This window comes from Mesobacillus sp. QJM3NY_10 (assembly GCF_056173465.1).
In genome coordinates, this window is the sequence record NZ_CM149675.1 from 17,501 (window position 1) to 40,623 (window position 23,123).

The following is a 23,123-nucleotide window of genomic DNA, read 5'->3' on the forward strand; positions in this document are numbered from 1 at the left end:
TACGGTAGCATTTTTTCAGATACGCTTGCGAATACTCTGCTGAAAAAAAGAGAGTGTAACTATTCCATTCCTTATAAGACGTAGACACATGAAAAACCTCCAAGTTATTTGAAAAGTCGGACAAATAATAACCTTCTTGACAGTATTTTAACCAATTGATAACCTACAAATAATATTTTCTTAAAGGGGGTCATTTTACTATGTGGGAAAGTAAATTTGCAAAAGAAGGATTAACGTTTGATGATGTGCTGTTAGTGCCAGCCAAATCCGAGGTACTGCCAAAGGATGTGAGCCTGAAGGTAAATCTGACGGAGACTTTGAGATTGAATATTCCGATCATCAGTGCCGGCATGGATACTGTAACAGAATCTGAACTAGCCATTTCAATTGCCAGGCAGGGCGGACTTGGGATCATACATAAAAACATGTCCATAGAGCAGCAGGCTGACCAGGTCGATAAAGTAAAACGTTCTGAAAGTGGAGTCATTACCGATCCGTTCTTTTTAACTCCAGAGCATCAAGTATTTGATGCTGAACATTTGATGGGGAAATACCGCATTTCTGGTGTCCCAATCGTCAATAACGAGGAAGAACAAAAGCTTGTTGGAATCATTACAAACCGAGATATGCGTTTTATCCAGGATTATTCAATAAAAATTGAAGAAGTGATGACGAAAACGGATTTGGTGACCGCTTCTGTGGGAACGACCCTTGAAGAAGCAGAGAAAATCCTTCAACGCCATAAGATTGAAAAACTCCCACTAGTAAATGACGAAGGCGTATTGAAAGGGCTCATCACCATCAAGGATATTGAGAAAGTGATTGAATTCCCGAACTCTTCGAAGGATGCGCAAGGCCGCTTGCTGTGCGGTGCTGCAGTTGGTGTCACAGGCGATACGATGAAACGGGTCGAGATGCTCGTTAAGTCACATGTAGACGTCATTGTTGTCGATACAGCACATGGCCACTCAAAGGGTGTCATTGAGACTGTAAAGCAAATTCGGGAAAGCTACCCGGAACTGAATATTATTGCCGGAAACGTTGCGACTGCAGAAGCGACAAGAGACTTGATAGAGGCAGGGGCGGATATTGTCAAGGTCGGCATTGGGCCTGGATCAATCTGTACAACGAGGGTTGTAGCTGGAGTAGGCGTTCCGCAAATTACCGCTGTATATGATTGTGCGACAGAAGCACGCAAGCACGGCAAAGCAATCATTGCAGATGGCGGTATTAAATATTCAGGAGATATCGTCAAAGCTCTTGCTGCGGGTGGGCATGCCGTCATGCTCGGAAGCTTGCTTGCAGGTGTCAGTGAAAGTCCAGGGGAAACTGAAATCTACCAGGGAAGACGCTTTAAAGTATATCGTGGAATGGGCTCAGTTGGGGCAATGGAAAAGGGCTCTAAAGACCGTTATTTCCAAGAAGATAATAAGAAGTTCGTTCCGGAAGGCATTGAAGGAAGAATTCCTTATAAAGGTCCTCTTACAGATACGATCTATCAGCTTGTAGGCGGTATTCGCTCAGGTATGGGATATTGCGGCACTGCCAATCTCGAAGAATTAAGAGAGAACGCCCAATTCATCAAAATGACTGGTGCAGGACTAAGAGAGAGCCATCCACATGATGTCCAGATCACGAAGGAAGCACCAAATTACTCTATGAGCTAAGTTTATATTTGGAAAACAGGCAGGGACTACGACTTTTTTCCTGTATACCAGCTGTTTTTTCCTTATTTTTCAATAGACAGAGTGACTATTCTCTGTCTATTTTTTTCATTTTTTTTATGGTAAACTAAACGGGTGTGATTTTTTAGGGGTCAACAAATATGAAAGTTTCATAGATATTTTATAAAATTTTGGAGGGAAAGTCGTCTTGAATCGTAAACAGAAACAGCTTTCAATGTTCTTTGCAGCATTCATTTTAACGATCACAACTATGTTTTCTGGATTTTTAATGGAAGCAGAAGCAGCAGAGGGACAATTAGGGATCGATGCTGAAGCGGCCATGCTGATTGACGCGGATACAGGAAGAGTCTTATATGAGAAAAATTCCGATGTGGTCCTTGGCGTTGCATCAATGGCTAAAATGATGACTGAATATATGGTCCTTGAAGCGGTCAAAGAAGGAAAGCTTAAGTGGAGCCAGAAGGTAAAAATCAATGAGTATGTCCACAAGCTATCCGCTGCACCTGGCCTATCCAATGTAGGATTAACTCAAGGTGAAGATTATACGGTAAAAGAATTGTATGAAGCGATGGCCATCCATTCTGGAAATGCAGCGACTGTCGCACTTGCTGAAGTTCTTTCAGGAACTGAGAAGAATCATGTTGAAAAGATGAATAAGAAAGCTGCTGAGCTTGGTTTGAAGGATTATAAATTCGTCAACTCATCAGGGTTGAATAACTCTGATTTGCTGGGCAACCATCCTGCAGGCAACCCGGATGAAGAAAACGTCATGTCTGCGCGTTCACTGGCCCAACTTGCTTACCGTCTTTTGAACGATTACCCAGAGGTTCTGGATACAGCAAAAATGCCATCTTTGAAATTCCGTGACGGACGTGAATATAAGAACTTTAACTGGATGCTTCCAGGCCTTATCTACCAGTATGATGGTGTAGACGGCTTAAAAACAGGTTCGACTGATTTTGCAGGATATGGTTTTACGGCTACTGCAATGAGAAATGACCAAAGATTCATTTCTGTGATCATGAAGGCAGACTCTAAGGACAGCCGTTTTTCGGAAACACGTAAAATCCTTGATTTTGCTTTTAGTAATTTTACAGAAGAAGAGCTTGTAAAAGATAATCATCAGATCAAAGGCAAGAAAAACCTTCCGGTAACGAAAGGGAAGGAAGACAGCGTTAAGATTCAGTCTAAAGATGCCATTACAATGACCATCAGAAATGGCGAAAAGGATGAATATGAACCGGTTCTTGTACTGGATAAAAAGAAGCTGAATGAAAATGGCGAACTGACTGCTCCTATTAAAAAAGGCGAACAGGTTGGCTATATGACTGTAAAGTCCAAAAAGGATGAGAACATCAGCTTTTTAACTGAAGCTGGACAAAAACAAATCCAGGTTCCAGTTGTCGCAGCTGAAAGTGTCGAAAAAGCGAACTGGTTCGTGCTAATGATGCGCGGTATCGGTGGTTTCTTTGGAGACCTATTTGGCGGAGTTGCTGACACAGTTAAGGGTTGGTTTTAATTAAGTTGTAATATAAAGAATATTTGGTTTCCTGCCTTGACAGGAAACCTTTTTTATTGTTTATTTTCAATAGGGATAACTAAATTCCGACTAAGTAAGTCTGGTTTTCCAGTTATTTTCAAGTGCTTACATAGTAATCCTTTTACAGGGACAAGGGGGAAAAACAATGAAGACAGGTACTGATCGAGTTAAACGCGGTATGGCAGAAATGCAAAAGGGCGGCGTCATCATGGACGTTGTTAACGCTGAGCAGGCGAAGATCGCAGAAGAGGCCGGCGCAGTTGCCGTAATGGCCCTGGAACGCGTTCCATCGGATATCCGCGCGGCAGGCGGCGTAGCAAGAATGGCTGACCCACGTATCACTGAAGAGGTAATGGGTGCTGTCACAATTCCCGTTATGGCAAAAGCACGAATCGGCCACATCGTAGAAGCGCGCGTGCTTGAAGCGATGGGTGTTGATTATATCGATGAGAGTGAAGTTCTGACTCCGGCTGATGAAGAATTCCACTTAAATAAAAGAGATTACACAGTTCCATTCGTATGTGGTTGCCGTGACCTTGGCGAAGCAGCGAGAAGGATTGGCGAAGGGGCTTCCATGCTTCGTACCAAGGGAGAGCCTGGTACAGGCAATATCGTCGAGGCTGTACGCCATATCCGCAAGGTAAATGCCCAGGTGCGCAAAGTAGTTGCGATGGATATGGATGAGCTTATGACTGAGGCCAAGCTTCTTGGAGCTCCATATGAGCTTCTGCTAGAAATCAAGCAGCTTGGACGCCTTCCGGTCGTGAACTTTGCTGCCGGCGGTGTGGCTACACCAGCAGACGCGGCATTAATGATGCAGCTAGGTGCAGACGGAGTATTTGTAGGTTCTGGTATCTTTAAATCTGATAATCCTGCGAAGTTTGCAAAGGCAATTGTTGAGGCGACGACTCACTATCAGGATTACGAACTGATTGCGAACATTTCGAAAGGTCTTGGCATTCCGATGAAGGGTATGGAAATTTCATCATTGGCACCTGAAGCCCGCATGCAGGACCGCGGCTGGTAAGGGGATAGCTATGGTGAAAATAGGAGTACTTGGCCTTCAGGGGGCTGTACGAGAGCATATATGGGCAATCGAAGCATCTGGAGCTGAAGGCAATGTCATTAAGCGTCCAGAAGAGCTAGCAGAAGTAGATGGCCTGATCATACCCGGCGGAGAAAGCACTACAATTCGCCGTCTGATTGATAAGTATGGCTTCATGGAAGAGTTAAAGAAGTTCGCTGATGATGGTAAGCCGATGTTCGGAACTTGTGCCGGATTGATCTTGCTTGCGAATGATCTGGTTGGCTATGATGCGCCGCATCTTGGTGTTATGGATGTGAAAGTGGAACGTAATTCATTTGGCCGCCAGCGCGAAAGCTTTGAAGCTGACATCAGTATTGCGGGAGTGGCTGATAATTTCTCAGCAGTTTTCATTCGGGCACCTCATATTGTGGAAGCTGGCGAGAATGTCGAAGTGCTGGCCAAGCATAACGACAGAATTGTTGCTGCTCGTGACGGACAGTTCTTAGGTTGTTCCTTCCATCCTGAATTGACCGATGATTATAGACTCATGAATTATTTTGTAAAAATGGTCGAGGAGACAAAGAGTAAAAATTTTGCATAAACCGCTTGCATGCTGAACATAATTGTAGTAAATTATGTATTAAAATTTGATAGTAAAAAAGCTATGAGAGGGAATAGTAGCTTGTGTCCATTCCGAAGAGAGCCGGTGGTTGGTGCAAACCGGTGTCTGGTGCAAATGAATCCGCCCTCGAGCAGAGTATGGAACGCCATTATGGCAAGTAAATACTTTCGGTAAAAACCGTTATTTTATGAGTGGAAAGCATGTTTGCTTTCAACTAGGGTGGCAACGCGGGTTAACTCTCGTCCCTTTTTGGGGACGGGAGTTTTTTATTTTATCAAAGACTTTTTTACTTCAGGAAAAGCTTCTTATAAAAAAAGGAGGAAATCGCAGTGTTAGACGTAAAGTATTTGAGAGCGAATTTTGAAGAAGTAAAACAAAAGCTTCAGCATCGTGGCGAAGACATGACCGACTTCGGCAAGTTTGAGGATCTGGATGTGAGGCGCAGGGAATTGATTCTTGACGCTGAACAGCTGAAGAGCAGAAGAAATGAAGTGTCCCAGCAGGTTGCGCAATTGAAGCGTGAAAAGCAGGATGCTGACCACTTGATTGCTGAAATGCGTGAAGTTGGCGATAAAATCAAGGTTTTGGATGACCAGTTGAGAGAGGTTGAGGAAGAATTGGAAGCCTTGATGCTCAGCATTCCGAATGTCCCTCATGAGAGTGTTCCTGTTGGAGAAACTGAAGATGATAATGTAGAGGTTCGCAAATGGGGAGAAATCCGTGATTTTGAATTCGAAGCGAAACCGCACTGGGATATCGCAGACCATTTGAAAATCCTTGATTTTGAACGTGCTGGAAAAGTAACCGGCAGCCGTTTTGTATTTTACAAGGGTTTAGGAGCACGTCTTGAGCGCGCTTTGATGAGCTTCATGCTGGACCTTCATGTCGACGAGCATGGCTACACAGAAGTTCTTCCACCATACATGGTTAACCGTGCAAGCATGACTGGGACGGGCCAGCTTCCTAAGTTTGAAGAAGATGCGTTCCGAATCGAGAGCGAAGATTATTTCTTGATCCCGACAGCTGAGGTTCCTGTTACAAATATGCACCGCGATGAAATTTTGAGCGGAGAAGAATTGCCAGTCAATTATGCAGCCTACAGTGCGTGCTTCCGTTCAGAGGCAGGATCTGCGGGAAGAGATACTCGCGGTTTGATTCGCCAGCATCAGTTTAACAAGGTCGAGCTTGTTAAATTCGTAAAACCAGAAGATTCTTATGAAGAGCTCGAGAAACTTACTGGACACGCTGAAAAGGTCCTACAGCTGCTCGGTCTTCCATACCGCGTATTGAGCATGTGCTCAGCAGACCTCGGATTTACTGCTGCGAAGAAATACGATATTGAAGTTTGGATACCAAGCTATGGCACCTATAGGGAAATCTCTTCTTGCAGTAACTTTGAAAGTTTCCAGGCTAGACGTGCGAATATTCGTTTCCGCCGAGAAGCCAAGGCTAAACCAGAGCATGTGCACACACTGAACGGATCTGGTCTTGCCATTGGCCGTACAGTAGCCGCAATCCTGGAAAATTACCAGCAGGCTGATGGAAGTGTCGTCATACCTGAAGCATTACGTCCATATATGGGCAACAGAGAAGTTATTGCCCCTAAATAATTTAACATTTGGGCAGGATCAAACATCCTGCCCAAAAAAAATCAAAAGAAGTGTTGACTCGAATTTCAATACATGATATTATATTTCTTGTCTCGGAGGTATACCCAAGTCTGGCTGAAGGGATCGGTCTTGAAAACCGACAGGCGGGTAACACCGCGCGGGGGTTCGAATCCCTCTACCTCCTCCATAATTTTAATATTAAGCATTAACGCATAAAAACAATTTGGAGATTGTGTAAAGAAACCCGTTACGGATGTAGCGGGTTTTTTTATGTCCTTTTTTTGGGAGTGCTTCTGAAGCTTTCTATGTGCCCTTATGTGGAATTGCTCCTCAATTTGGGCTTATAGAAAAATTCTATGTGCCCTTTTAGGGAATTCAACACCAATTTGGGCTTATAGAAAGTATCTATGTGCCCTGTTGGAGAATTCCACATCGATTCGGGCCTATAGAAAGGTTCTATGTGACTTTAAGGAGGGGACAACCCATTTTGGGCTTTTAAACCCATGTTAGCTCAATCCTAATACGCGTAGAAAACAAAAAACCGCCATTTGGCGGTTTTATTTTTTCAATAATTGAGTTTGCCTAATATGCGTAGCGATTTTCTCAACAATTGGTTCAATTGATTCCGGATTGTTGAACAAATCATAATCATTGATATTCAATCGCAGGACAGGACATGCGTTGAAGTTATTGATCCAGTTCTCATAACGTCCATGCATTTCTTCCCAATAAGTAATCGGTGTCTGCTGTTCCATCGGACGTCCTCTTAACTTGATGCGGTCAAGAATATCATCGAGTGAACCCTCAAGATAAATCAGCAAATCTGGATGTGGGAAGTATGGGGTCATGACCATCGCTTCAAAAAGGCTTTTGTATGTTTCATAGTCCACAGGTGACATTGTGCCTTTTTCGTGATGCATTTTAGCGAAGATGCCTGTATCTTCATAAATTGAACGATCCTGGATAAAGCCGCCGCCGTATTCGAAAATCCTTTTTTGCTCCTTGAAGCGCTCTGCAAGGAAGTAGATTTGCAGGTGGAAGCTCCAGCGTTCGAAATCGGCATAGAACTTATCGAGGTATGGATTTGTATCTACTTTTTCAAAGGATGTACGGAACCGAAGGGCATCCGCAAGGGCATTTGTCATTGTCGATTTACCGACTCCCACAGTACCAGCAATCGTGATGACCGCATTTGCCGGGATGTCATATTTTGTTCTTAGATTCATGGTTGTACGCTCCTTTTTCTTAATGATGCGGTTAGCTGGTCAATGATCAGCTGAAGGTCTTCTTCATTTTTAACAAAATCCAGGTCATCACCGCTGAAACGGAGGACTGGGATTTCTGGGTGGTCTTGCTCGAATCGAAGCATTGCTTGTTCATAATCAAGAGATAATTGCTCTAAATATAAAGGACTGATGTTTTTTTCAACTTCGCGGCCGCGCATCTTGATGCGCTTGAGCAATGTATCAAGACTTGCATTCAAGTAAATGATGACATTCGGCTTAGGCATATCCTTTGTCAGGATTTGATAAATCTCTAGGTATTTTTTAGACTCCTGATCATTTAAGGTACGCTGTGCGAAAATGAGGTTTTTCATGATATGGTAATCAGCAACGACAGGCTTGTTTTTGCTGAGGTAATGTTCATTAATATCTCCAAGCTGCTTATATCGATTGCAGAGGAAAAACATTTCTGTCTGGAAACTCCATTCTTCTATGTTATCGTAAAATTTCCCCAAAAATGGATTCTCATCGACAATTTCCTTTAAAAGTGCAAATTGAAACCGTTCGGAAATGGCACGTGCCAGTGACGTTTTTCCGATACCGATCGGTCCTTCAACCGTTATAAAAGGTGTTCCTTCCACAACATGTCCTCCCTCTCCGTTGTATCTATCTCTATTTTACATTTCTGTCAGTTAAATCACGCAAAATTCATTTTATCACACCACTGTATGATATGGGTATGGAATATTAAGAGGCAATTTTAGCAAAAAAGAAGACAGCCGCATAAATACTGCGCCTGTCATTTATTATCGGAATTTGTAAAATTATTTTAACAGAAAATTTTATCTTTTTACTACGTTAAAATTCTCCTGGATGAGCAGCCAGTTTTGAGGGAAGGAAAGTCCAAGCTTCCAGTAGCTCATTCCTCTCAGGTTTAATTCTTTGATTAAGTCGAATTTTGCCTGGATGGAACGTGCGTCCTCAAACCAGACTTCATGCTGCTTTCCATCTGCAGCTGTATACCGGAAGGTCGGTGCCTGTGATCTGGTGTTGTACTGGATTGGAACATTATTATCAGCAGCGATCTGGATGGCCTGCTGCGGACTGACCGCCTTCGCGATTGTTCCCTGGACAAATGGGAGAGTCCAATCATATCCATAAAGATTCTGGCCCATCATGACTTTTTGTGATGGCATTTCGCTGATGGCATACTCCAATACCTCACGAACAGGGCCAATTGGCGATACTGCCTGTGCAGGTCCGCCGCTATAGCCCCATTCATATGTCATGATGACCACGAAATCGACAATTTCCCCATGTGCTTTGTAGTCATGTGCCGTATACCAGGGCCCTGTCTGAGCTGCACTCGTTTTTGGGGCCAAGGCGGTGGAAATGAACCAGCCTTCCTGTTTAAAACGGTCCCGTGCCTTTCTCAGGAAGGTATTATAGGCTTCACGGTCTTCTGGACGAAGGAATTCAAAATCAAAATGGATATCGCGGAATCCGTATTTTTTAGCAGTCGTAACAATATTGTTCAGGAATCTGTCCTGGATAGGGATATCATTCAGGATGATCCGTCCCAGCTCATCATTGAACTGGTCGTTTTCCTGGTTGGTGATGACCATCATCAATATATTGTTGTTTGCCTCAGCAATGGCCGGAAAATTGTTCAACAGTGGTTCCTTCAGCGATCCGTCTCGCAAGGCCTGGAAGCTGAACGGCGCAAGGTATGTTAAATAAGGGGCAGCTTCCCGTGCTGCTGTTTCCAGTGCAGGTGCAACTGTGTTCCCACGAGGTTCTACGTAAGCATTGAATTCCGCGTTTGTTTTAGGACGCTGCGGAATATAAAGGCGAAAACCAACTGAAAGAGGCTGGTTGACTGAGATTCCGTTGATTCTAGCGAGTTCCTGCGGAGTGGTACCAAACCTTCTTGAAATTGCCCAGAGGCTGTCGCCTGGCTGGACAAAATAAAAGCTTCCGACAATCGGGATGACCATCGCCTGGCCGACCACAAGATTATTAGGGTTTGGCAGTTCATTCGCCTCGGTTATATCCGCAACAGATGACCCGTAAACTTGAGCAATCTGTGTCAAAGTCTGTCCTTGCTGTACCACATGAATTTGCATTTTCTTCCCTCCCTGGCATTTTAGCGCTACAACCATTGTATGAAGGAAGAAAATACAGTATGTTATAAATCAAGCTCCCTGGATGGCCTTGTTTCAGCGGACAGGACGTTTTTCATCATCGTCAGTGCATATTTATTATCTTCGCCATAGTTGGAGGCAATGAAGTCCTCCGGAATGATCAGGTTGTATTCGCGCATGTATGCATCATTCGCAGTGAAAAGCACGCAAATATTGCCTGCAATCCCCGCCAGGACTAAGGTGTCCACCTTCAGTTGCTGAAGAAGGGTATGAAGCGCCGTACCATAAAAAGCAGAATGCTTTGGTTTGATCAGGAAATAGTCCTTATTCTTTTCAGGAGCGATTTTTTTAATGATATCTTCGCTCGTTTCATTTGAGCAATAATCCATGATTTTTTCAAAATCTGCCTGCCATAGATTATAATGGTCATTAATATAGATAACGGGCATGCCCTTTTCATTGAAAGATTTCTTTAATGTTAAAATTGGATCAATGATTTTTTCAGTATTTTTTGCAAGATCTTCCCCTGCGTCAAAGTTAAAATCATTAATCATATCGATAATTAATAGAGCACTCTTTGGCATGAATAATCCTCTCCTTATCCTTTATATTTTTACCGGCGGGGGATTATTAAACCAGTTGGAAATAACTATTACTATTTTTGCGGAGGGAAAGATGGAAGCTCAACTTACCCAGGATGAACGATTTATGCTTGAGGCGATTGAAGAAGCGAAAAAGGCAGGAGAAATGGATGAGGTGCCGATTGGTGCTGTCATTGTGCTGGATGGTGAGATCATTGCCCGTGCCCATAATCTCCGCGAAACAAAGCAAAGCTCCATTGCCCATGCAGAGGTGCTGGCAATCGACGAGGTCTGTAAGAAACTCGGCACTTGGCGGCTTGAGGACGCAATCCTCTATGTAACACTGGAGCCATGCCCGATGTGCGCGGGGGCAATCATGCTGTCCCGGGTGGAAAAAGTGGTCTATGGCGCAAAGGATCCGAAGGGTGGCTGTGCAGGGACCTTCATGAATATCCTCCAGGATGAGCGCTTCAACCATCAAAGTGAAGTGGTGACAGGCGTGCTGGAAGCAGAATGCGGAGCACTGCTATCCGACTTTTTCAGGAATCTGCGGGAGAAAAAGAAGCTGAAAAAGAAACAGGCAAAAGAGGAACTGGAACAACAGACAGGAATTGACAGGGGATAAGCATTGCTTTTTAGTTCGTGAGTTAGTATACTATGTATGTGTCCTTGAGACACACCTAAATAAGGTTTCAATTTTGCCGTGCTAGTCGGGGAGGTAGCGGTGCCCTGTACCCGCAATCCGCTCTAGCGGGGATGAATCCCTTCCTGAGGCTGATTTACTGTAGGGTCTGCCTTAAGCAAGTGGTGTTGACGCCCGGGTCCTGCGCAATGGGAATCCATGAACCATGTCAGGTCCGGAAGGAAGCAGCATTAAGTGGACGCTCCCATGTGCCGCAGGGTTGCCTGGGCCGAGCTAACTGCTTAAGTAACGCTTATGGTATTCAGTCGACGGAAGGTGCGCGGCAGTTAAATATGATACATTCAACTCATCTCTTTAACAGAGATGAGTTTTTTGTCGTTTTAAAAAGCTCTTTTCTCAAACTCTGTTGCTATTGACTACGAAATAGGATTGAATGACCTATGTTTCTTCGCAAAATAAAAGCATAATATGAGAAAAGAGCTTGCACATTTATTACCGACCTACAAAACGGCTTTATATCGCGTTAAAATCGGCTTTAGGATTTTAACAATAATCTTTACGAAATCAGCATTTTAAAAAGCTTAAAAACTTCCTTAGGTAAAAGTGAAATTGAAAGTTATTTGCGTTATAATAGATAAGATAATAAAAGGAAGGGAGCGGTGTCATTGGCCTACCAAGCTTTATATCGTGTCTGGCGTCCACAACAGTTCCTTGATGTGGTCGGGCAGGAACATGTCACAACGACACTGCAAAACGCTCTGCTTCAACAAAAAATATCACATGCCTATCTTTTTTCCGGCCCCAGGGGGACTGGGAAAACGAGTGCTGCGAAAATTTTGGCAAAAGCGGTTAACTGTGAAAAAGCTCCAACGGCCGAGCCTTGCAATGAATGCGATGCCTGCCGTGGAATAACGGATGGATCGATTCCTGATGTAATTGAAATCGATGCCGCTTCCAATAACGGTGTCGAAGAAATCCGGGATATCCGAGATAAGGTTAAGTATGCACCGAACGTCGTGAAGTACAAAGTGTATATCATCGACGAAGTGCATATGCTTTCCATCGGAGCGTTTAACGCATTGCTGAAAACCCTTGAAGAGCCTCCAAAGCATGTCATCTTTATCCTCGCTACGACTGAGCCCCATAAGATTCCACTCACAATCATTTCACGATGCCAGCGATTTGATTTTAAGAGGATAACAGCTCAGGCAATCGTCGGCAGGATGAAGCAAATTGTTGAGGAATCTGGAGTGGATTGCGATGATAAAGCCCTACAGATCATTTCCAGGGCTGCAGAAGGCGGAATGCGTGATGCCTTAAGCCTGCTTGATCAAGCTATATCATTCAGCCAGGATACAGTAACAATTGAAGATGCACTCACGGTAACAGGTACCGTATCACAGAATTTCCTGAACCAGCTAGCCAGAGCGATTCATGAACGAAATGCGGCAGCTGGGTTAGAAGCTCTGGAAGAACTGCTTTTACAAGGGAAGGATCCAGCGAGGTTCATAGAGGACCTGATATTCTTCTACCGCGATATGCTTCTGTACAAGGCAGCGCCAGCGCTCGAGGAATCTATGGAGCGAGTAATGCTGGATGAGGATTTCCAGGAGCTTGCCAATCAGGTCGAGCCAGCTCAGATCTATGAATTGATAGAGGTCTTGAATAAAGCACAGCAAGAAATGCGTTGGACAAACCATCCCCGTATCTTCCTTGAGGTAGCGATCGTCAAGCTATGCCAGCTGGAAAATCAAAATCCGTCCAGCAATGTTCAGGTTGAACCATTGCTAAGAAGGATCGAGCAGCTCGAGGAAAAATTGGTACAGTTCCAGCAGAACCCTGGGATGGGGGCAAGCGAACCGGCTGCGGCTGCTAAAAAAGCGCCTCGTCCAAACCGAAAAGGCTTCCAGGCTCCGCCTGGAAAGATTAATGAGGTGCTGAAAAGTGCTACCAAGACAAATCTCCATACCATAAAGGGACGTTGGGGAGACTTGCTTGAAATGCTTGCCGCGAACCAAATGCGTTCACAGGCTGCGTTGTTGAATGAAGCGGAACCAGTAGCTGCATCTGATGAGGCAGTCGTGATAAAATTTAAATACGAGATTCACTGCCAGATGGCAATGGAAAACACCAGATTCATTGAAACTGTCAGCGGTGCGATGAATGATTACACCGGTAAAAGGATGCAAGTAATTGGTGTGCCGGAAGATCAGTGGCTAAAAATAAGGGAAAACTTTATCAGCCAGAGAGGCGATGGAGCAATGGAAGGGCAAGCTAATGCAGCCGAAGACCCACTGATTGCTGAAGCTAAAAAATTATTTGGCGATGAATTAATACAAATACAAGACTAAATTTTGGAGGTACGTTTACATGATGCGAGGAAATGGTAATATGCAAAATATGATGAAGCAAATGCAAAAAATGCAAAAGAAAATGGAAGAAGCTCAAGTCCAATTAGGAGAAGAGAAAATCGAAGGTACTGCTGGCGGCGGTATGGTAACGGTTATCGTGACTGGACATAAGGAAATTGTTGACGTTCAGATTAAGCCAGAAGTTATCGATCCTGATGATGTTGAAATGTTACAGGACCTAGTCCTTGCTGCAACGAATGATGCGTTGAAAAAAGCAGAAGAGTTAACCAATAAGACAATGGGCCAATTTACAAAGGGCATGAACCTTCCTGGGGGAATGTTCTAGGAGGAATATAAAAGAATGCATTATCCTGAACCAATATCAAAGCTGATCGACAGCTTTATGAAATTGCCAGGTATCGGCCCGAAAACGGCCGCTCGTCTGGCTTTTTTCGTATTAAGCATGAAGGAAGAAACTGTACTGGATTTTGCTAAGGCCTTGGTTAACGCTAAGCGCAACTTGACTTACTGCTCTGTCTGCGGGCATATAACCGACCAGGATCCTTGCTATATATGTGAAGACCAGCGTCGCGACCGCAGTATTGTTTGTGTGGTACAGGATCCCAAGGATGTTATTGCGATGGAAAAGATGAAGGAATTCAATGGTCTTTATCATGTACTTCATGGTGCAATTTCTCCTATGGATGGAATAGGACCAGAAGATATCAATATTCCTGACCTATTAAAGAGACTTCAGGATGAAACTGTCCAGGAAGTCATACTAGCAACAAACCCGAATATCGAAGGGGAAGCAACAGCCATGTATATCTCAAGACTGCTGAAGCCGTCAGGGATCAAGATTACAAGGATTGCGCATGGACTGCCGGTCGGTGGGGATCTTGAATATGCGGATGAAGTCACCCTTTCTAAAGCATTAGAAGGTCGCCGGGAAGTTTAACTCCATTTATAAGAAGAAACTCTACTGGGGGAGAGTCATGTTATTTCGTAAAAAGAAATGGCTTAGAAAAGAATTCGACCATAAACTATTGGAACAGCTGGACAGCATGAAGAGAACTTGGAACAATCAAAAGCTACTGGTTGAAAGAAGCTTCGATCCATCAGAAGAGTTTATCACTGAAGCAAAAATTGCCGAGGCCAAGTATTTCTTTCTTTTTAAAGAAGCTAAGCACAGGAAAATCACCATCAAGACGAAGTGATGTTTTTTCCATACAATAAGGTCTTATTTTGATAACTTGTACATAAAAATGTACAAGACATTGAAGTAAGGGGGAAGAGTATGGAACCTATAGTTGTCATATCGGTCCTTGGTGGATTGATCTTTTTGCTTCTCATTATAGGTGCACCGACAAAACCGCTCCGTTTTATTGGCCAGAATGCAGTGAAGATCTTAATTGGAGCCATCTTTTTATTTTTTCTTAACGCTTTCGGAACCAGTTTCGGTATCTATGTGCCAATCAATATTGCGACCGCAGCAGTTTCGGGTCTTTTGGGAATACCTGGTGTGTTTGCGTTGGTAGCTATTCAGACTTGGATTATATAAAGAAGGAACGCCGCTTTTGAAGCGGCGTTTTATTTTGCGGGTAAGAGTATAAATTTTCACTTCGAGAATTGTCCAGCTCCAGCGCCTAGCCCCTCGAGTCACTTGTCTAGCTGCGGCTCCTAACTCCTCGAGTCGGTTCGGTCCTGCCCATGAAGTCAAAGAACGACTTCACTGGTCGGTCCTCCGAGGCACAGGACGTGCTAGACCCGCCAGCCACACGATGTGGCGTTTTAGGCGGGCAGCACTTGTCGGGGCTGAACAAGGCGCTTATGTTTTTCTGTTTTGCGAAAAGCTATTGACCAAGCAAGCAGAAGTTGTTATTATATTAAACGTTGCTGTTGAACAGCCGTTAATAACTTTTTTAAAAAAGTGTTGACGAAATATCGACAGCATGATATATTATTTAAGTCGCCTGCGGGTGACACGGAAAAATTGCTCTTTGAAAACTAAACAAACAAGCGTCAACAAACAATAAATGATCATGTTTCTTCTATAAGAACATGAGCCAACGTTTTAACTTTATGAGCTAACTCATAACTCTTTCTTGGAGAGTTTGATCCTGGCTCAGGACGAACGCTGGCGGCGTGCCTAATACATGCAAGTCGAGCGGATCTTCATTAGCTTGCTTTTGAAGATCAGCGGCGGACGGGTGAGTAACACGTGGGCAACCTGCCTGTAAGACTGGGATAACTTCGGGAAACCGGAGCTAATACCGGATAATCCTTTCCCTCACATGAGGGAAAGCTGAAAGACGGTTTCGGCTGTCACTTACAGATGGGCCCGCGGCGCATTAGCTAGTTGGTGAGGTAACGGCTCACCAAGGCAACGATGCGTAGCCGACCTGAGAGGGTGATCGGCCACACTGGGACTGAGACACGGCCCAGACTCCTACGGGAGGCAGCAGTAGGGAATCTTCCGCAATGGACGAAAGTCTGACGGAGCAACGCCGCGTGAACGATGAAGGCCTTCGGGTCGTAAAGTTCTGTTGTCAGGGAAGAACAAGTATCGGAGTAACTGCCGGTACCTTGACGGTACCTGACCAGAAAGCCACGGCTAACTACGTGCCAGCAGCCGCGGTAATACGTAGGTGGCAAGCGTTGTCCGGAATTATTGGGCGTAAAGCGCGCGCAGGCGGTTCCTTAAGTCTGATGTGAAAGCCCCCGGCTCAACCGGGGAGGGTCATTGGAAACTGGGGAACTTGAGTGCAGAAGAGGAGAGCGGAATTCCACGTGTAGCGGTGAAATGCGTAGAGATGTGGAGGAACACCAGTGGCGAAGGCGGCTCTCTGGTCTGTAACTGACGCTGAGGCGCGAAAGCGTGGGGAGCGAACAGGATTAGATACCCTGGTAGTCCACGCCGTAAACGATGAGTGCTAAGTGTTAGAGGGTTTCCGCCCTTTAGTGCTGCAGCAAACGCATTAAGCACTCCGCCTGGGGAGTACGGCCGCAAGGCTGAAACTCAAAGGAATTGACGGGGGCCCGCACAAGCGGTGGAGCATGTGGTTTAATTCGAAGCAACGCGAAGAACCTTACCAGGTCTTGACATCCTCTGACAACCCTAGAGATAGGGCGTTCCCCTTCGGGGGACAGAGTGACAGGTGGTGCATGGTTGTCGTCAGCTCGTGTCGTGAGATGTTGGGTTAAGTCCCGCAACGAGCGCAACCCTTGATCTTAGTTGCCAGCATTCAGTTGGGCACTCTAAGGTGACTGCCGGTGACAAACCGGAGGAAGGTGGGGATGACGTCAAATCATCATGCCCCTTATGACCTGGGCTACACACGTGCTACAATGGATGGAACAAAGGGTCGCGAAGCCGCGAGGTCGAGCTAATCCCATAAATCCATTCTCAGTTCGGATTGCAGGCTGCAACTCGCCTGCATGAAGCCGGAATCGCTAGTAATCGCGGATCAGCATGCCGCGGTGAATACGTTCCCGGGCCTTGTACACACCGCCCGTCACACCACGAGAGTTTGTAACACCCGAAGTCGGTGGGGTAACCTTTATGGAGCCAGCCGCCTAAGGTGGGACAGATGATTGGGGTGAAGTCGTAACAAGGTAGCCGTATCGGAAGGTGCGGCTGGATCACCTCCTTTCTAAGGATATTGCCGTAATGGCAATCGGAACTTAGACCTTATGGTCTATGAATAACGAATCTAAAGATTCGTACTGTGGATGTAATCCACATAGTTGTACGCTTGTTTGTTTAGTTTTGAGGGAGCGATTCCTCTATATATGATATATGGGCCTATAGCTCAGCTGGTTAGAGCGCACGCCTGATAAGCGTGAGGTCGGTGGTTCGAGTCCACTTAGGCCCACCATATATCTTTCATAACGGGGCCTTAGCTCAGCTGGGAGAGCGCCTGCCTTGCACGCAGGAGGTCAGCGGTTCGATCCCGCTAGGCTCCACCATGTCGCTTTTACAGCGCATGATATTTGTTCCTTGAAAACTAGATAATCGTAAGTAAGAAGAACCAAGAAAAAAACCGAGTGATCGCCATTTTAGTTTTCTCTCTATATTAATAGAGAAATGACCTTTTAGGTTAAGTTAGAAAGGGCGCACGGTGGATGCCTTGGCACTAGGAGCCGATGAAGGACGGGACTAACACCGATATGCTTCGGGGAGCTGTAAGTAAGCTTTGATCCGGAGATTTCCGAATGGGGAAACCCACTGTTCGTAATGGAACAGTATCTTTACCTGAATACATAGGGTATTGAAGGCAGACCCGGGGAACTGAAACATCTAAGTACCCGGAGGAAGAGAAAGCAAACGCGATTCCCTGAGTAGCGGCGAGCGAAACGGGACATAGCCCAAACCAAGAGGCTTGCCTCTTGGGGTTGTAGGACACTCAACATGGAGTTACAAAGGAACGGGGTAGATGAAGTGGTCTGGAAAGGCCCGTCAGAGAAGGTAAAAACCCTGTAGTTGAAACTTCGTTCCCTCCTGAGTGGATCCTGAGTACGGCGGGACACGAGAAATCCCGTCGGAAGCTGGGAGGACCATCTCCCAAGGCTAAATACTCCCTAGTGACCGATAGTGAACCAGTACCGTGAGGGAAAGGTGAAAAGCACCCCGGAAGGGGAGTGAAATAGATCCTGAAACCGTGTGCCTACAAGTAGTCAGAGCCCGTTAATGGGTGATGGCGTGCCTTTTGTAGAATGAACCGGCGAGTTACGATTACATGCAAGGTTAAGTTGAGAAGACGGAGCCGCAGCGAAAGCGAGTCTGAATAGGGCGAATGAGTATGTGGTCGTAGACCCGAAACCAGGTGATCTACCCATGTCCAGGGTGAAGGTTGGGTAACACCAACTGGAGGCCCGAACCCACGCACGTTGAAAAGTGCGGGGATGAGGTGTGGGTAGCGGAGAAATTCCAATCGAACTTGGAGATAGCTGGTTCTCTCCGAAATAGCTTTAGGGCTAGCCTCACGTTGTAAGAGTCTTGGAGGTAGAGCACTGTTTGGACTAGGGGCCCTCATCGGGTTACCGAATTCAGACAAACTCCGAATGCCAAAGACTTATCCGTGGGAGTCAGACTGCGAGTGATAAGATCCGTAGTCAAAAGGGAAACAGCCCAGACCACCAGCTAAGGTCCCAAAGTATACGTTAAGTGGAAAAGGATGTGGAGTTGCTTAGACAACCAGGATGTTGGCTTAGAAGCAGCCACCATTTAAAGAGTGCGTAATAGCTCACTGGTCGAGTGACTCTGCGCCGAAAATGTACCGGGGCTAAACGTATCACCGAAGCTGTGGATTGACATCTTAGATGTCAGTGGTAGGAGAGCGTTCTAAGGGCGTTGAAGTCAGACCGTAAGGACTGGTGGAGCGCTTAGAAGTGAGAATGCCGGTATGAGTAGCGAAAGATGGGTGAGAATCCCATCCACCGAATGCCCAAGGTTTCCTGAGGAAGGCTCGTCCTCTCAGGGTTAGTCGGGACCTAAGCCGAGGCCGAAAGGCGTAGGCGATGGACAACAGGTTGATATTCCTGTACCACCTCTTTATCGTTTGAGCAATGGGGGGACGCAGTAGGATAGGGTAAGCGCGCTGTTGGATATGCGCGTCTAAGCAGTTAGGCTGCAAGTGAGGCAAATCCCGCTTGCGTGAAGGCTGAGCTGTGACAGCGAGGGAAATATAGTACCGAAGTTCCTGATTCCACACTGCCAAGAAAAGCCTCTAGCGAGATAAAAGGTGCCCGTACCGCAAACCGACACAGGTAGGCGAGGAGAGAATCCTAAGGTGAGCGAGAGAACTCTCGTTAAGGAACTCGGCAAAATGACCCCGTAACTTCGGGAGAAGGGGTGCTCATTTGGGTGAATAGCCTAGATGAGCCGCAGTGAATAGGCCCAGGCGACTGTTTAGCAAAAACACAGGTCTCTGCGAAGCCGCAAGGCGAAGTATAGGGGCTGACGCCTGCCCGGTGCTGGAAGGTTAAGAGGAGGGGTTAGCTCACGCGAAGCTCTGAATCGAAGCCCCAGTAAACGGCGGCCGTAACTATAACGGTCCTAAGGTAGCGAAATTCCTTGTCGGGTAAGTTCCGACCCGCACGAAAGGCGTAACGATCTGGGCACTGTCTCAACGAGAGACTCGGTGAAATTATAGTACCTGTGAAGATGCAGGTTACCCGCGACAGGACGGAAAGACCCCGTGGAGCTTTACTGTAGCCTGATATTGAATTTTGGTACAGCTTGTACAGGATAGGTAGGAGCCTGAGAAACCGGAGCGCCAGCTTCGGTGGAGGCGTCGGTGGGATACTACCCTGGCTGTATTGAAATTCTAACCCACGCCCCTGATCGGGGCGGGAGACAGTGTCAGGTGGGCAGTTTGACTGGGGCGGTCGCCTCCTAAAGAGTAACGGAGGCGCCCAAAGGTTCCCTCAGAATGGTTGGAAATCATTCGCAGAGTGTAAAGGCACAAGGGAGCTTGACTGCGAGACCTACAAGTCGAGCAGGGACGAAAGTCGGGCTTAGTGATCCGGTGGTTCCGCATGGAAGGGCCATCGCTCAACGGATAAAAGCTACCCCGGGGATAACAGGCTTATCTCCCCCAAGAGTCCACATCGACGGGGAGGTTTGGCACCTCGATGTCGGCTCATCGCATCCTGGGGCTGTAGTCGGTCCCAAGGGTTGGGCTGTTCGCCCATTAAAGCGGTACGCGAGCTGGGTTCAGAACGTCGTGAGACAGTTCGGTCCCTATCCGTCGTGGGCGCAGGAAATTTGAGAGGAGCTGTCCTTAGTACGAGAGGACCGGGATGGACGCACCGCTGGTGTACCAGTTGTCTTGCCAAAGGCATCGCTGGGTAGCTATGTGCGGACGGGATAAGTGCTGAAAGCATCTAAGCATGAAGCCCCCCTCAAGATGAGATTTCCCATAGCGCAAGCTAGTAAGAACCCTGAAAGATGATCAGGTTGATAGGTCAGAGGTGGAAGCGCGGTGACGTGTGGAGCTGACTGATACTAATCGTTCGAGGACTTAACCAAATAGATTACTCGTTTCTTCTTATTCTTCTTACACATTATCTAGTTTTGAGGGAATAAAGTTTTTTGCGAAGCAAAATAACTGTCCTTTCCTTAATTAAATAGTCTGGTGGCGATGGCGAGAAGGTCACACCCGTTCCCATACCGAACACGGAAGTTAAGCTTCTCAGCGCCGATGGTAGTTGGGGGTTTCCCCCTGTGAGAGTAGGACGCCGCCGGGCACACGAAAGAACAGCTGTAATGGCTGTTCTTTTTTTATGCGTTGATAAATGAAAGATGCCGGAAATAGTGCAGCAGATGATTATATACGATTGGCTTAAGACAGGTTTGGAGGTAAAATCCAAAAAGCTGTCAAAAGAAGAGCTAACTTAAGACAGGTTTGGAGGAAAAACACGAAAAGTTGTCAGAAGAAGAGTCAACTTCAGACAGGTTTGAAGGGGAAGTACAAAAAGCTGTCAAAAGAAGAGTCAACTTCAGACAGGTTTGGAGGTAAAGCACGTAAAGCTGTCAGAAGAAGAGCTAACTTCAGACAGGTTTGGAGGTAAAGCACGTAAAGCTGTCAGAAGAAGAAGCAACTTCGGACAGGTTTGGAGGAAAATCACAAAAAGCTGTCAGAAGAAGAGTCAACTTCGGACAAGTTTATAGGAAAAGATCGAATAGCTGTCCGAACCAGGGTCAACTTCAGACAAGTATACAAAAAAATCAAAAAGCTGTCCTAAAAATCACCAATAACCTTCAGCATCCTATTCAGAAAGCTCACTAAATCAAATTTGCACTACTTTTAAAAGTATTTTATTTAATAAACCAACCTAAATTGTTATAAGACATACAAGGAAACCGAAAGTCAATCATAAAATATAAAACAACTAAACTTTCTAAAATATTATTCGGAAAATTGTATACAAAAAAACGCTCCTGGCAACAATAGGTGTACGGAGGTGGAGAATTTGGGTTCGCTTTTAGCTAAAAATCAAATTGGGGAAACGTGTGTGATTTGCGAACAGACGAAAAGTGCTGGCATACACCTGTATACTTCTTTTATATGCACAGACTGTGAGAGCATCATGATCAAGACAGATACGAGTGATCCTAAATATAAATATTACGTAGAAAAGCTAAGGAAAGTAACGAAACCTGGCATTTACAGTTAAAAGCTCATTTTGGGCTTTTATTTTTTTTGCTAAAAAACAGTGTTAGAATAGATAGGTGTGAATTTATATATATAGGTGAGACTATGGATCAATCCAAAACACCCTTGTACTCTCAATTAGTTAGGCATATAAACGGAAGCCCTCTATCGTTTCATGTACCGGGTCACAAAAATGGGGCTTTTTTTCCTGAAGATGGACAGGCCTTTTTTAATCAAATTTTAAAATTGGATGCAACAGAAATAACGGGATTGGATGACCTTCATTCACCAGAGGGAGTTATTTTTGAAGCTGAAGAATTACTTAGGAATTTATATAAAACGGATAAAAGTTTCTTTTTAATAAATGGATCAACTGTTGGGAATCTTGCGATGATCATGGCTGCGATTAGTGAAGGGGATCTAGTGCTTGTCCAGCGCAATTCGCATAAATCCATCATGAATGCTATAAGACTCGCAAAAGTTAAGCCTGTATTCATTAGTCCTGAATTCAACGGAGAATACGGAGTAGCTGCAGGGTTAAGTATCGAAGGAGTTAAATCAGCAATCAGTCAGTATCCGAATGCAAAGGCGCTAATCCTAACGTACCCTAATTATTACGGACTGACATATGATCTTAAAACCATTATAGATTTAGCTCATGAGCATGGCATTCCTGTATTGGTGGATGAGGCTCATGGAGTCCATTTTATCGCAGGGGATTATTTTCCTGCTTCTGCTGTTGAACTTGGGGCCGATATTGTCGTACAGTCTGCGCATAAGACATTGCCAGCCATGACAATGGGAGCTTTCCTTCATTATCAGACGAATCGTGTATCACTCAGCAAGCTTACATTCTATTTGCAAGCTCTGCAGTCAAGCAGTCCTTCGTATCCATTGATGGCTTCCCTTGATTTGGCACGCCTTTATCTGGGTACTTATAGCAAGGACGATATTTCATACCTCAAGGAGGAAATAGAGAAGTTCAAGAAAAACCTGCAGACATTAGGAGCTATTCGCATTTTGCAGCTTGATGACCCATTGAAGTTAACCATCCAGTCAAATGGTGCCTGGTCTGGTTTCGAGCTGCAATCAAAATTCGAATCGAAAGGGATCTTCACGGAGCTTGCAGACCCTTATAATGTTCTGCTCGTTCTTCCTTTATTGAAGGGTGGCATGAAGCATCGCTTGCAAGAAGCAGCTGAAAAGATTGCCGAGGTTGTAAGTGCTATGCCTGATGGAAAAAATAAACCTGAATCAAGGGTCGTTCATAAAACCATTTCAACTTTAGAAGTCAGTTATAAAGAAATGGAGCTGCAGGAGACTGAGTATGTCCTACTGAAGGACGCTACAGGTAGGGTAAGTGCGGAGCAAATCATTCCGTATCCGCCGGGAATTCCACTTTGTCTACCGGGGGAAGTTGTGACAAAAGATGATATTAATACGATTTTATTTTTAAAAGGAAAAGAAGCGAAAATCCAGGGCGGGGAATATTTGCATGCTGGTAAAATAAAAGTGTTTAAGAGTTGGAGGCTTTAAAA

The 23,123-nt window shown here is 45.3% G+C and carries 18 protein-coding genes, 3 tRNA genes, 3 rRNA genes, 1 other RNA gene and 1 other annotated feature (1 of these 26 cut by a window edge); of the genes, 20 read left to right on the forward strand and 5 right to left on the reverse strand.

The window, feature by feature from the left end; all coding sequences use genetic code 11:
• Positions 1-88, reverse strand: the 5' portion of a protein-coding gene (locus AC0VX7_RS00075; RefSeq protein ID WP_475426213.1) for a YaaC family protein. Its footprint begins 863 nt before the window's first position; the window shows 88 of its 951 coding nt (coding positions 1-88); the start codon lies at positions 86-88; the stop codon falls past the left edge of the window.
• Between the two features lie 112 nt (positions 89-200).
• Between AC0VX7_RS00075 and guaB the strand changes: the two genes are divergently transcribed.
• The 6 genes from guaB (at position 201) to AC0VX7_RS00105 (ending at position 6,671) form a co-directional block, all read left to right on the forward strand.
• The gene (gene guaB, locus AC0VX7_RS00080; protein ID WP_475426214.1) at positions 201-1,667 is read left to right on the forward strand and encodes an IMP dehydrogenase; all 1,467 of its coding nucleotides are present in this window, start codon (positions 201-203) and stop codon (positions 1,665-1,667) included.
• A gap of 232 nt (positions 1,668-1,899) precedes the next feature.
• Positions 1,900-3,204 (forward strand): serine hydrolase, encoded by a 1,305-nt coding sequence (locus tag AC0VX7_RS00085; protein ID WP_475428048.1) that lies wholly within the window; start codon positions 1,900-1,902, stop codon positions 3,202-3,204.
• 166 nt (positions 3,205-3,370) lie between these two features.
• On the forward strand, positions 3,371-4,252 hold the full coding sequence (pdxS, locus tag AC0VX7_RS00090) for a pyridoxal 5'-phosphate synthase lyase subunit PdxS (protein WP_215036280.1): 882 nt from the start codon (positions 3,371-3,373) through the stop codon (positions 4,250-4,252).
• A gap of 10 nt (positions 4,253-4,262) precedes the next feature.
• Positions 4,263-4,853 carry a pyridoxal 5'-phosphate synthase glutaminase subunit PdxT gene (gene pdxT / locus AC0VX7_RS00095; RefSeq protein WP_475426215.1) on the forward strand — a complete coding sequence of 197 codons (591 nt, stop codon included), beginning with the start codon at positions 4,263-4,265 and terminating at the stop codon, positions 4,851-4,853.
• 54 nt (positions 4,854-4,907) lie between these two features.
• Positions 4,908-5,124 (forward strand) — a binding site (T-box leader).
• 79 nt (positions 5,125-5,203) lie between these two features.
• The gene (gene serS, locus AC0VX7_RS00100; protein WP_475426216.1) at positions 5,204-6,484 is read left to right on the forward strand and encodes a serine--tRNA ligase; all 1,281 of its coding nucleotides are present in this window, start codon (positions 5,204-5,206) and stop codon (positions 6,482-6,484) included.
• A 94-nt stretch (positions 6,485-6,578) separates the two neighbouring features.
• A tRNA-Ser gene (locus AC0VX7_RS00105) sits at positions 6,579-6,671 on the forward strand.
• A gap of 370 nt (positions 6,672-7,041) precedes the next feature.
• Here AC0VX7_RS00105 and AC0VX7_RS00110 read toward each other — a convergent pair.
• The 4 genes from AC0VX7_RS00110 to AC0VX7_RS00125 all read right to left on the reverse strand — a co-directional run bounded on the left by AC0VX7_RS00110 (position 7,042) and on the right by AC0VX7_RS00125 (position 10,435).
• Complete coding sequence (locus AC0VX7_RS00110) at positions 7,042-7,710, reverse strand: deoxynucleoside kinase (RefSeq protein ID WP_041967636.1); 669 nt, start codon at positions 7,708-7,710, stop codon at positions 7,042-7,044.
• Entirely contained in the window at positions 7,707-8,348 is a 642-nt protein-coding gene (locus AC0VX7_RS00115; RefSeq protein WP_215036276.1) for a deoxynucleoside kinase, read from the reverse strand. The genes AC0VX7_RS00110 and AC0VX7_RS00115 overlap by 4 nt, the downstream gene beginning before the upstream one ends.
• 201 nt (positions 8,349-8,549) lie before the next feature.
• On the reverse strand, positions 8,550-9,833 hold the full coding sequence (locus AC0VX7_RS00120; RefSeq protein WP_475426217.1) for a glycoside hydrolase family 18 protein: 1,284 nt from the start codon (positions 9,831-9,833) through the stop codon (positions 8,550-8,552).
• A gap of 62 nt (positions 9,834-9,895) precedes the next feature.
• The gene (locus AC0VX7_RS00125; RefSeq protein ID WP_475426218.1) at positions 9,896-10,435 is read right to left on the reverse strand and encodes a cysteine hydrolase family protein; all 540 of its coding nucleotides are present in this window, start codon (positions 10,433-10,435) and stop codon (positions 9,896-9,898) included.
• A 91-nt stretch (positions 10,436-10,526) separates the two neighbouring features.
• On the opposite strand from AC0VX7_RS00125, the gene tadA reads away from it, so the two are divergent.
• The 14 genes from tadA (at position 10,527) to AC0VX7_RS00195 (ending at position 23,121) form a co-directional block, all read left to right on the forward strand.
• A complete protein-coding gene (tadA, locus tag AC0VX7_RS00130) occupies positions 10,527-11,057 on the forward strand; it encodes a tRNA adenosine(34) deaminase TadA (RefSeq protein ID WP_475426219.1) in 531 nt (176 codons plus the stop codon).
• A 76-nt stretch (positions 11,058-11,133) separates the two neighbouring features.
• Positions 11,134-11,398: signal recognition particle sRNA large type (gene ffs, locus AC0VX7_RS00135), an RNA gene on the forward strand.
• Between the two features lie 342 nt (positions 11,399-11,740).
• A complete protein-coding gene (dnaX, locus tag AC0VX7_RS00140; RefSeq protein WP_475426220.1) occupies positions 11,741-13,426 on the forward strand; it encodes a DNA polymerase III subunit gamma/tau in 1,686 nt (561 codons plus the stop codon).
• Positions 13,427-13,445: 19 nt separating this feature from the next.
• The gene (locus AC0VX7_RS00145) at positions 13,446-13,772 is read left to right on the forward strand and encodes a YbaB/EbfC family nucleoid-associated protein (RefSeq protein WP_215036271.1); all 327 of its coding nucleotides are present in this window, start codon (positions 13,446-13,448) and stop codon (positions 13,770-13,772) included.
• 15 nt (positions 13,773-13,787) lie between these two features.
• Entirely contained in the window at positions 13,788-14,384 is a 597-nt protein-coding gene (gene recR, locus AC0VX7_RS00150) for a recombination mediator RecR (RefSeq protein WP_475426221.1), read from the forward strand.
• 37 nt (positions 14,385-14,421) lie between these two features.
• Complete coding sequence (locus AC0VX7_RS00155) at positions 14,422-14,643, forward strand: YaaL family protein (RefSeq protein WP_215036269.1); 222 nt, start codon at positions 14,422-14,424, stop codon at positions 14,641-14,643.
• 80 nt (positions 14,644-14,723) lie between these two features.
• Entirely contained in the window at positions 14,724-14,987 is a 264-nt protein-coding gene (locus AC0VX7_RS00160) for a pro-sigmaK processing inhibitor BofA family protein (protein ID WP_041968094.1), read from the forward strand.
• 541 nt (positions 14,988-15,528) lie between these two features.
• Positions 15,529-17,079: ribosomal RNA gene (locus AC0VX7_RS00165) — 16S ribosomal RNA — on the forward strand.
• 148 nt (positions 17,080-17,227) lie between these two features.
• Positions 17,228-17,304, forward strand: a tRNA-Ile gene (locus AC0VX7_RS00170).
• Between the two features lie 15 nt (positions 17,305-17,319).
• A tRNA-Ala gene (locus tag AC0VX7_RS00175) sits at positions 17,320-17,395 on the forward strand.
• A 129-nt stretch (positions 17,396-17,524) separates the two neighbouring features.
• A 23S ribosomal RNA gene (locus AC0VX7_RS00180) occupies positions 17,525-20,459 on the forward strand.
• A 102-nt stretch (positions 20,460-20,561) separates the two neighbouring features.
• Positions 20,562-20,677, forward strand: a 5S ribosomal RNA gene (gene rrf / locus AC0VX7_RS00185).
• Together the 16S, 23S and 5S rRNA genes with 2 tRNA genes alongside form the textbook arrangement of a ribosomal RNA operon.
• A gap of 726 nt (positions 20,678-21,403) precedes the next feature.
• Positions 21,404-21,607 carry a sigma factor G inhibitor Gin gene (locus AC0VX7_RS00190; RefSeq protein WP_102264775.1) on the forward strand — a complete coding sequence of 68 codons (204 nt, stop codon included), beginning with the start codon at positions 21,404-21,406 and terminating at the stop codon, positions 21,605-21,607.
• Between the two features lie 83 nt (positions 21,608-21,690).
• Complete coding sequence (locus AC0VX7_RS00195; RefSeq protein ID WP_475426222.1) at positions 21,691-23,121, forward strand: aminotransferase class I/II-fold pyridoxal phosphate-dependent enzyme; 1,431 nt, start codon at positions 21,691-21,693, stop codon at positions 23,119-23,121.
• Positions 23,122-23,123 lie beyond the last annotated feature (2 nt).

What these genes read in the sequence shown, in the direction of transcription:
- guaB (WP_475426214.1), top strand. Translation starts at nt 201, where the DNA reads ATGTGGGAAAGTAAATTTGCAAAAGAAGGATTAACGTTTGATGATGTG.
- AC0VX7_RS00085 (WP_475428048.1), top strand. Translation starts at nt 1,900, where the DNA reads ATGTTCTTTGCAGCATTCATTTTAACGATCACAACTATGTTTTCTGGA.
- pdxS (WP_215036280.1), top strand. Translation starts at nt 3,371, where the DNA reads ATGAAGACAGGTACTGATCGAGTTAAACGCGGTATGGCAGAAATGCAA.
- pdxT (WP_475426215.1), top strand. Translation starts at nt 4,263, where the DNA reads ATGGTGAAAATAGGAGTACTTGGCCTTCAGGGGGCTGTACGAGAGCAT.
- AC0VX7_RS00110 (WP_041967636.1), bottom strand. Translation starts at nt 7,710, where the DNA reads ATGAATCTAAGAACAAAATATGACATCCCGGCAAATGCGGTCATCACG.
- AC0VX7_RS00120 (WP_475426217.1), bottom strand. Translation starts at nt 9,833, where the DNA reads ATGCAAATTCATGTGGTACAGCAAGGACAGACTTTGACACAGATTGCT.
- AC0VX7_RS00125 (WP_475426218.1), bottom strand. Translation starts at nt 10,435, where the DNA reads ATGCCAAAGAGTGCTCTATTAATTATCGATATGATTAATGATTTTAAC.
- tadA (WP_475426219.1), top strand. Translation starts at nt 10,527, where the DNA reads ATGGAAGCTCAACTTACCCAGGATGAACGATTTATGCTTGAGGCGATT.
- AC0VX7_RS00145 (WP_215036271.1), top strand. Translation starts at nt 13,446, where the DNA reads ATGATGCGAGGAAATGGTAATATGCAAAATATGATGAAGCAAATGCAA.
- recR (WP_475426221.1), top strand. Translation starts at nt 13,788, where the DNA reads ATGCATTATCCTGAACCAATATCAAAGCTGATCGACAGCTTTATGAAA.
- AC0VX7_RS00155 (WP_215036269.1), top strand. Translation starts at nt 14,422, where the DNA reads ATGTTATTTCGTAAAAAGAAATGGCTTAGAAAAGAATTCGACCATAAA.
- AC0VX7_RS00160 (WP_041968094.1), top strand. Translation starts at nt 14,724, where the DNA reads ATGGAACCTATAGTTGTCATATCGGTCCTTGGTGGATTGATCTTTTTG.
- AC0VX7_RS00195 (WP_475426222.1), top strand. Translation starts at nt 21,691, where the DNA reads ATGGATCAATCCAAAACACCCTTGTACTCTCAATTAGTTAGGCATATA.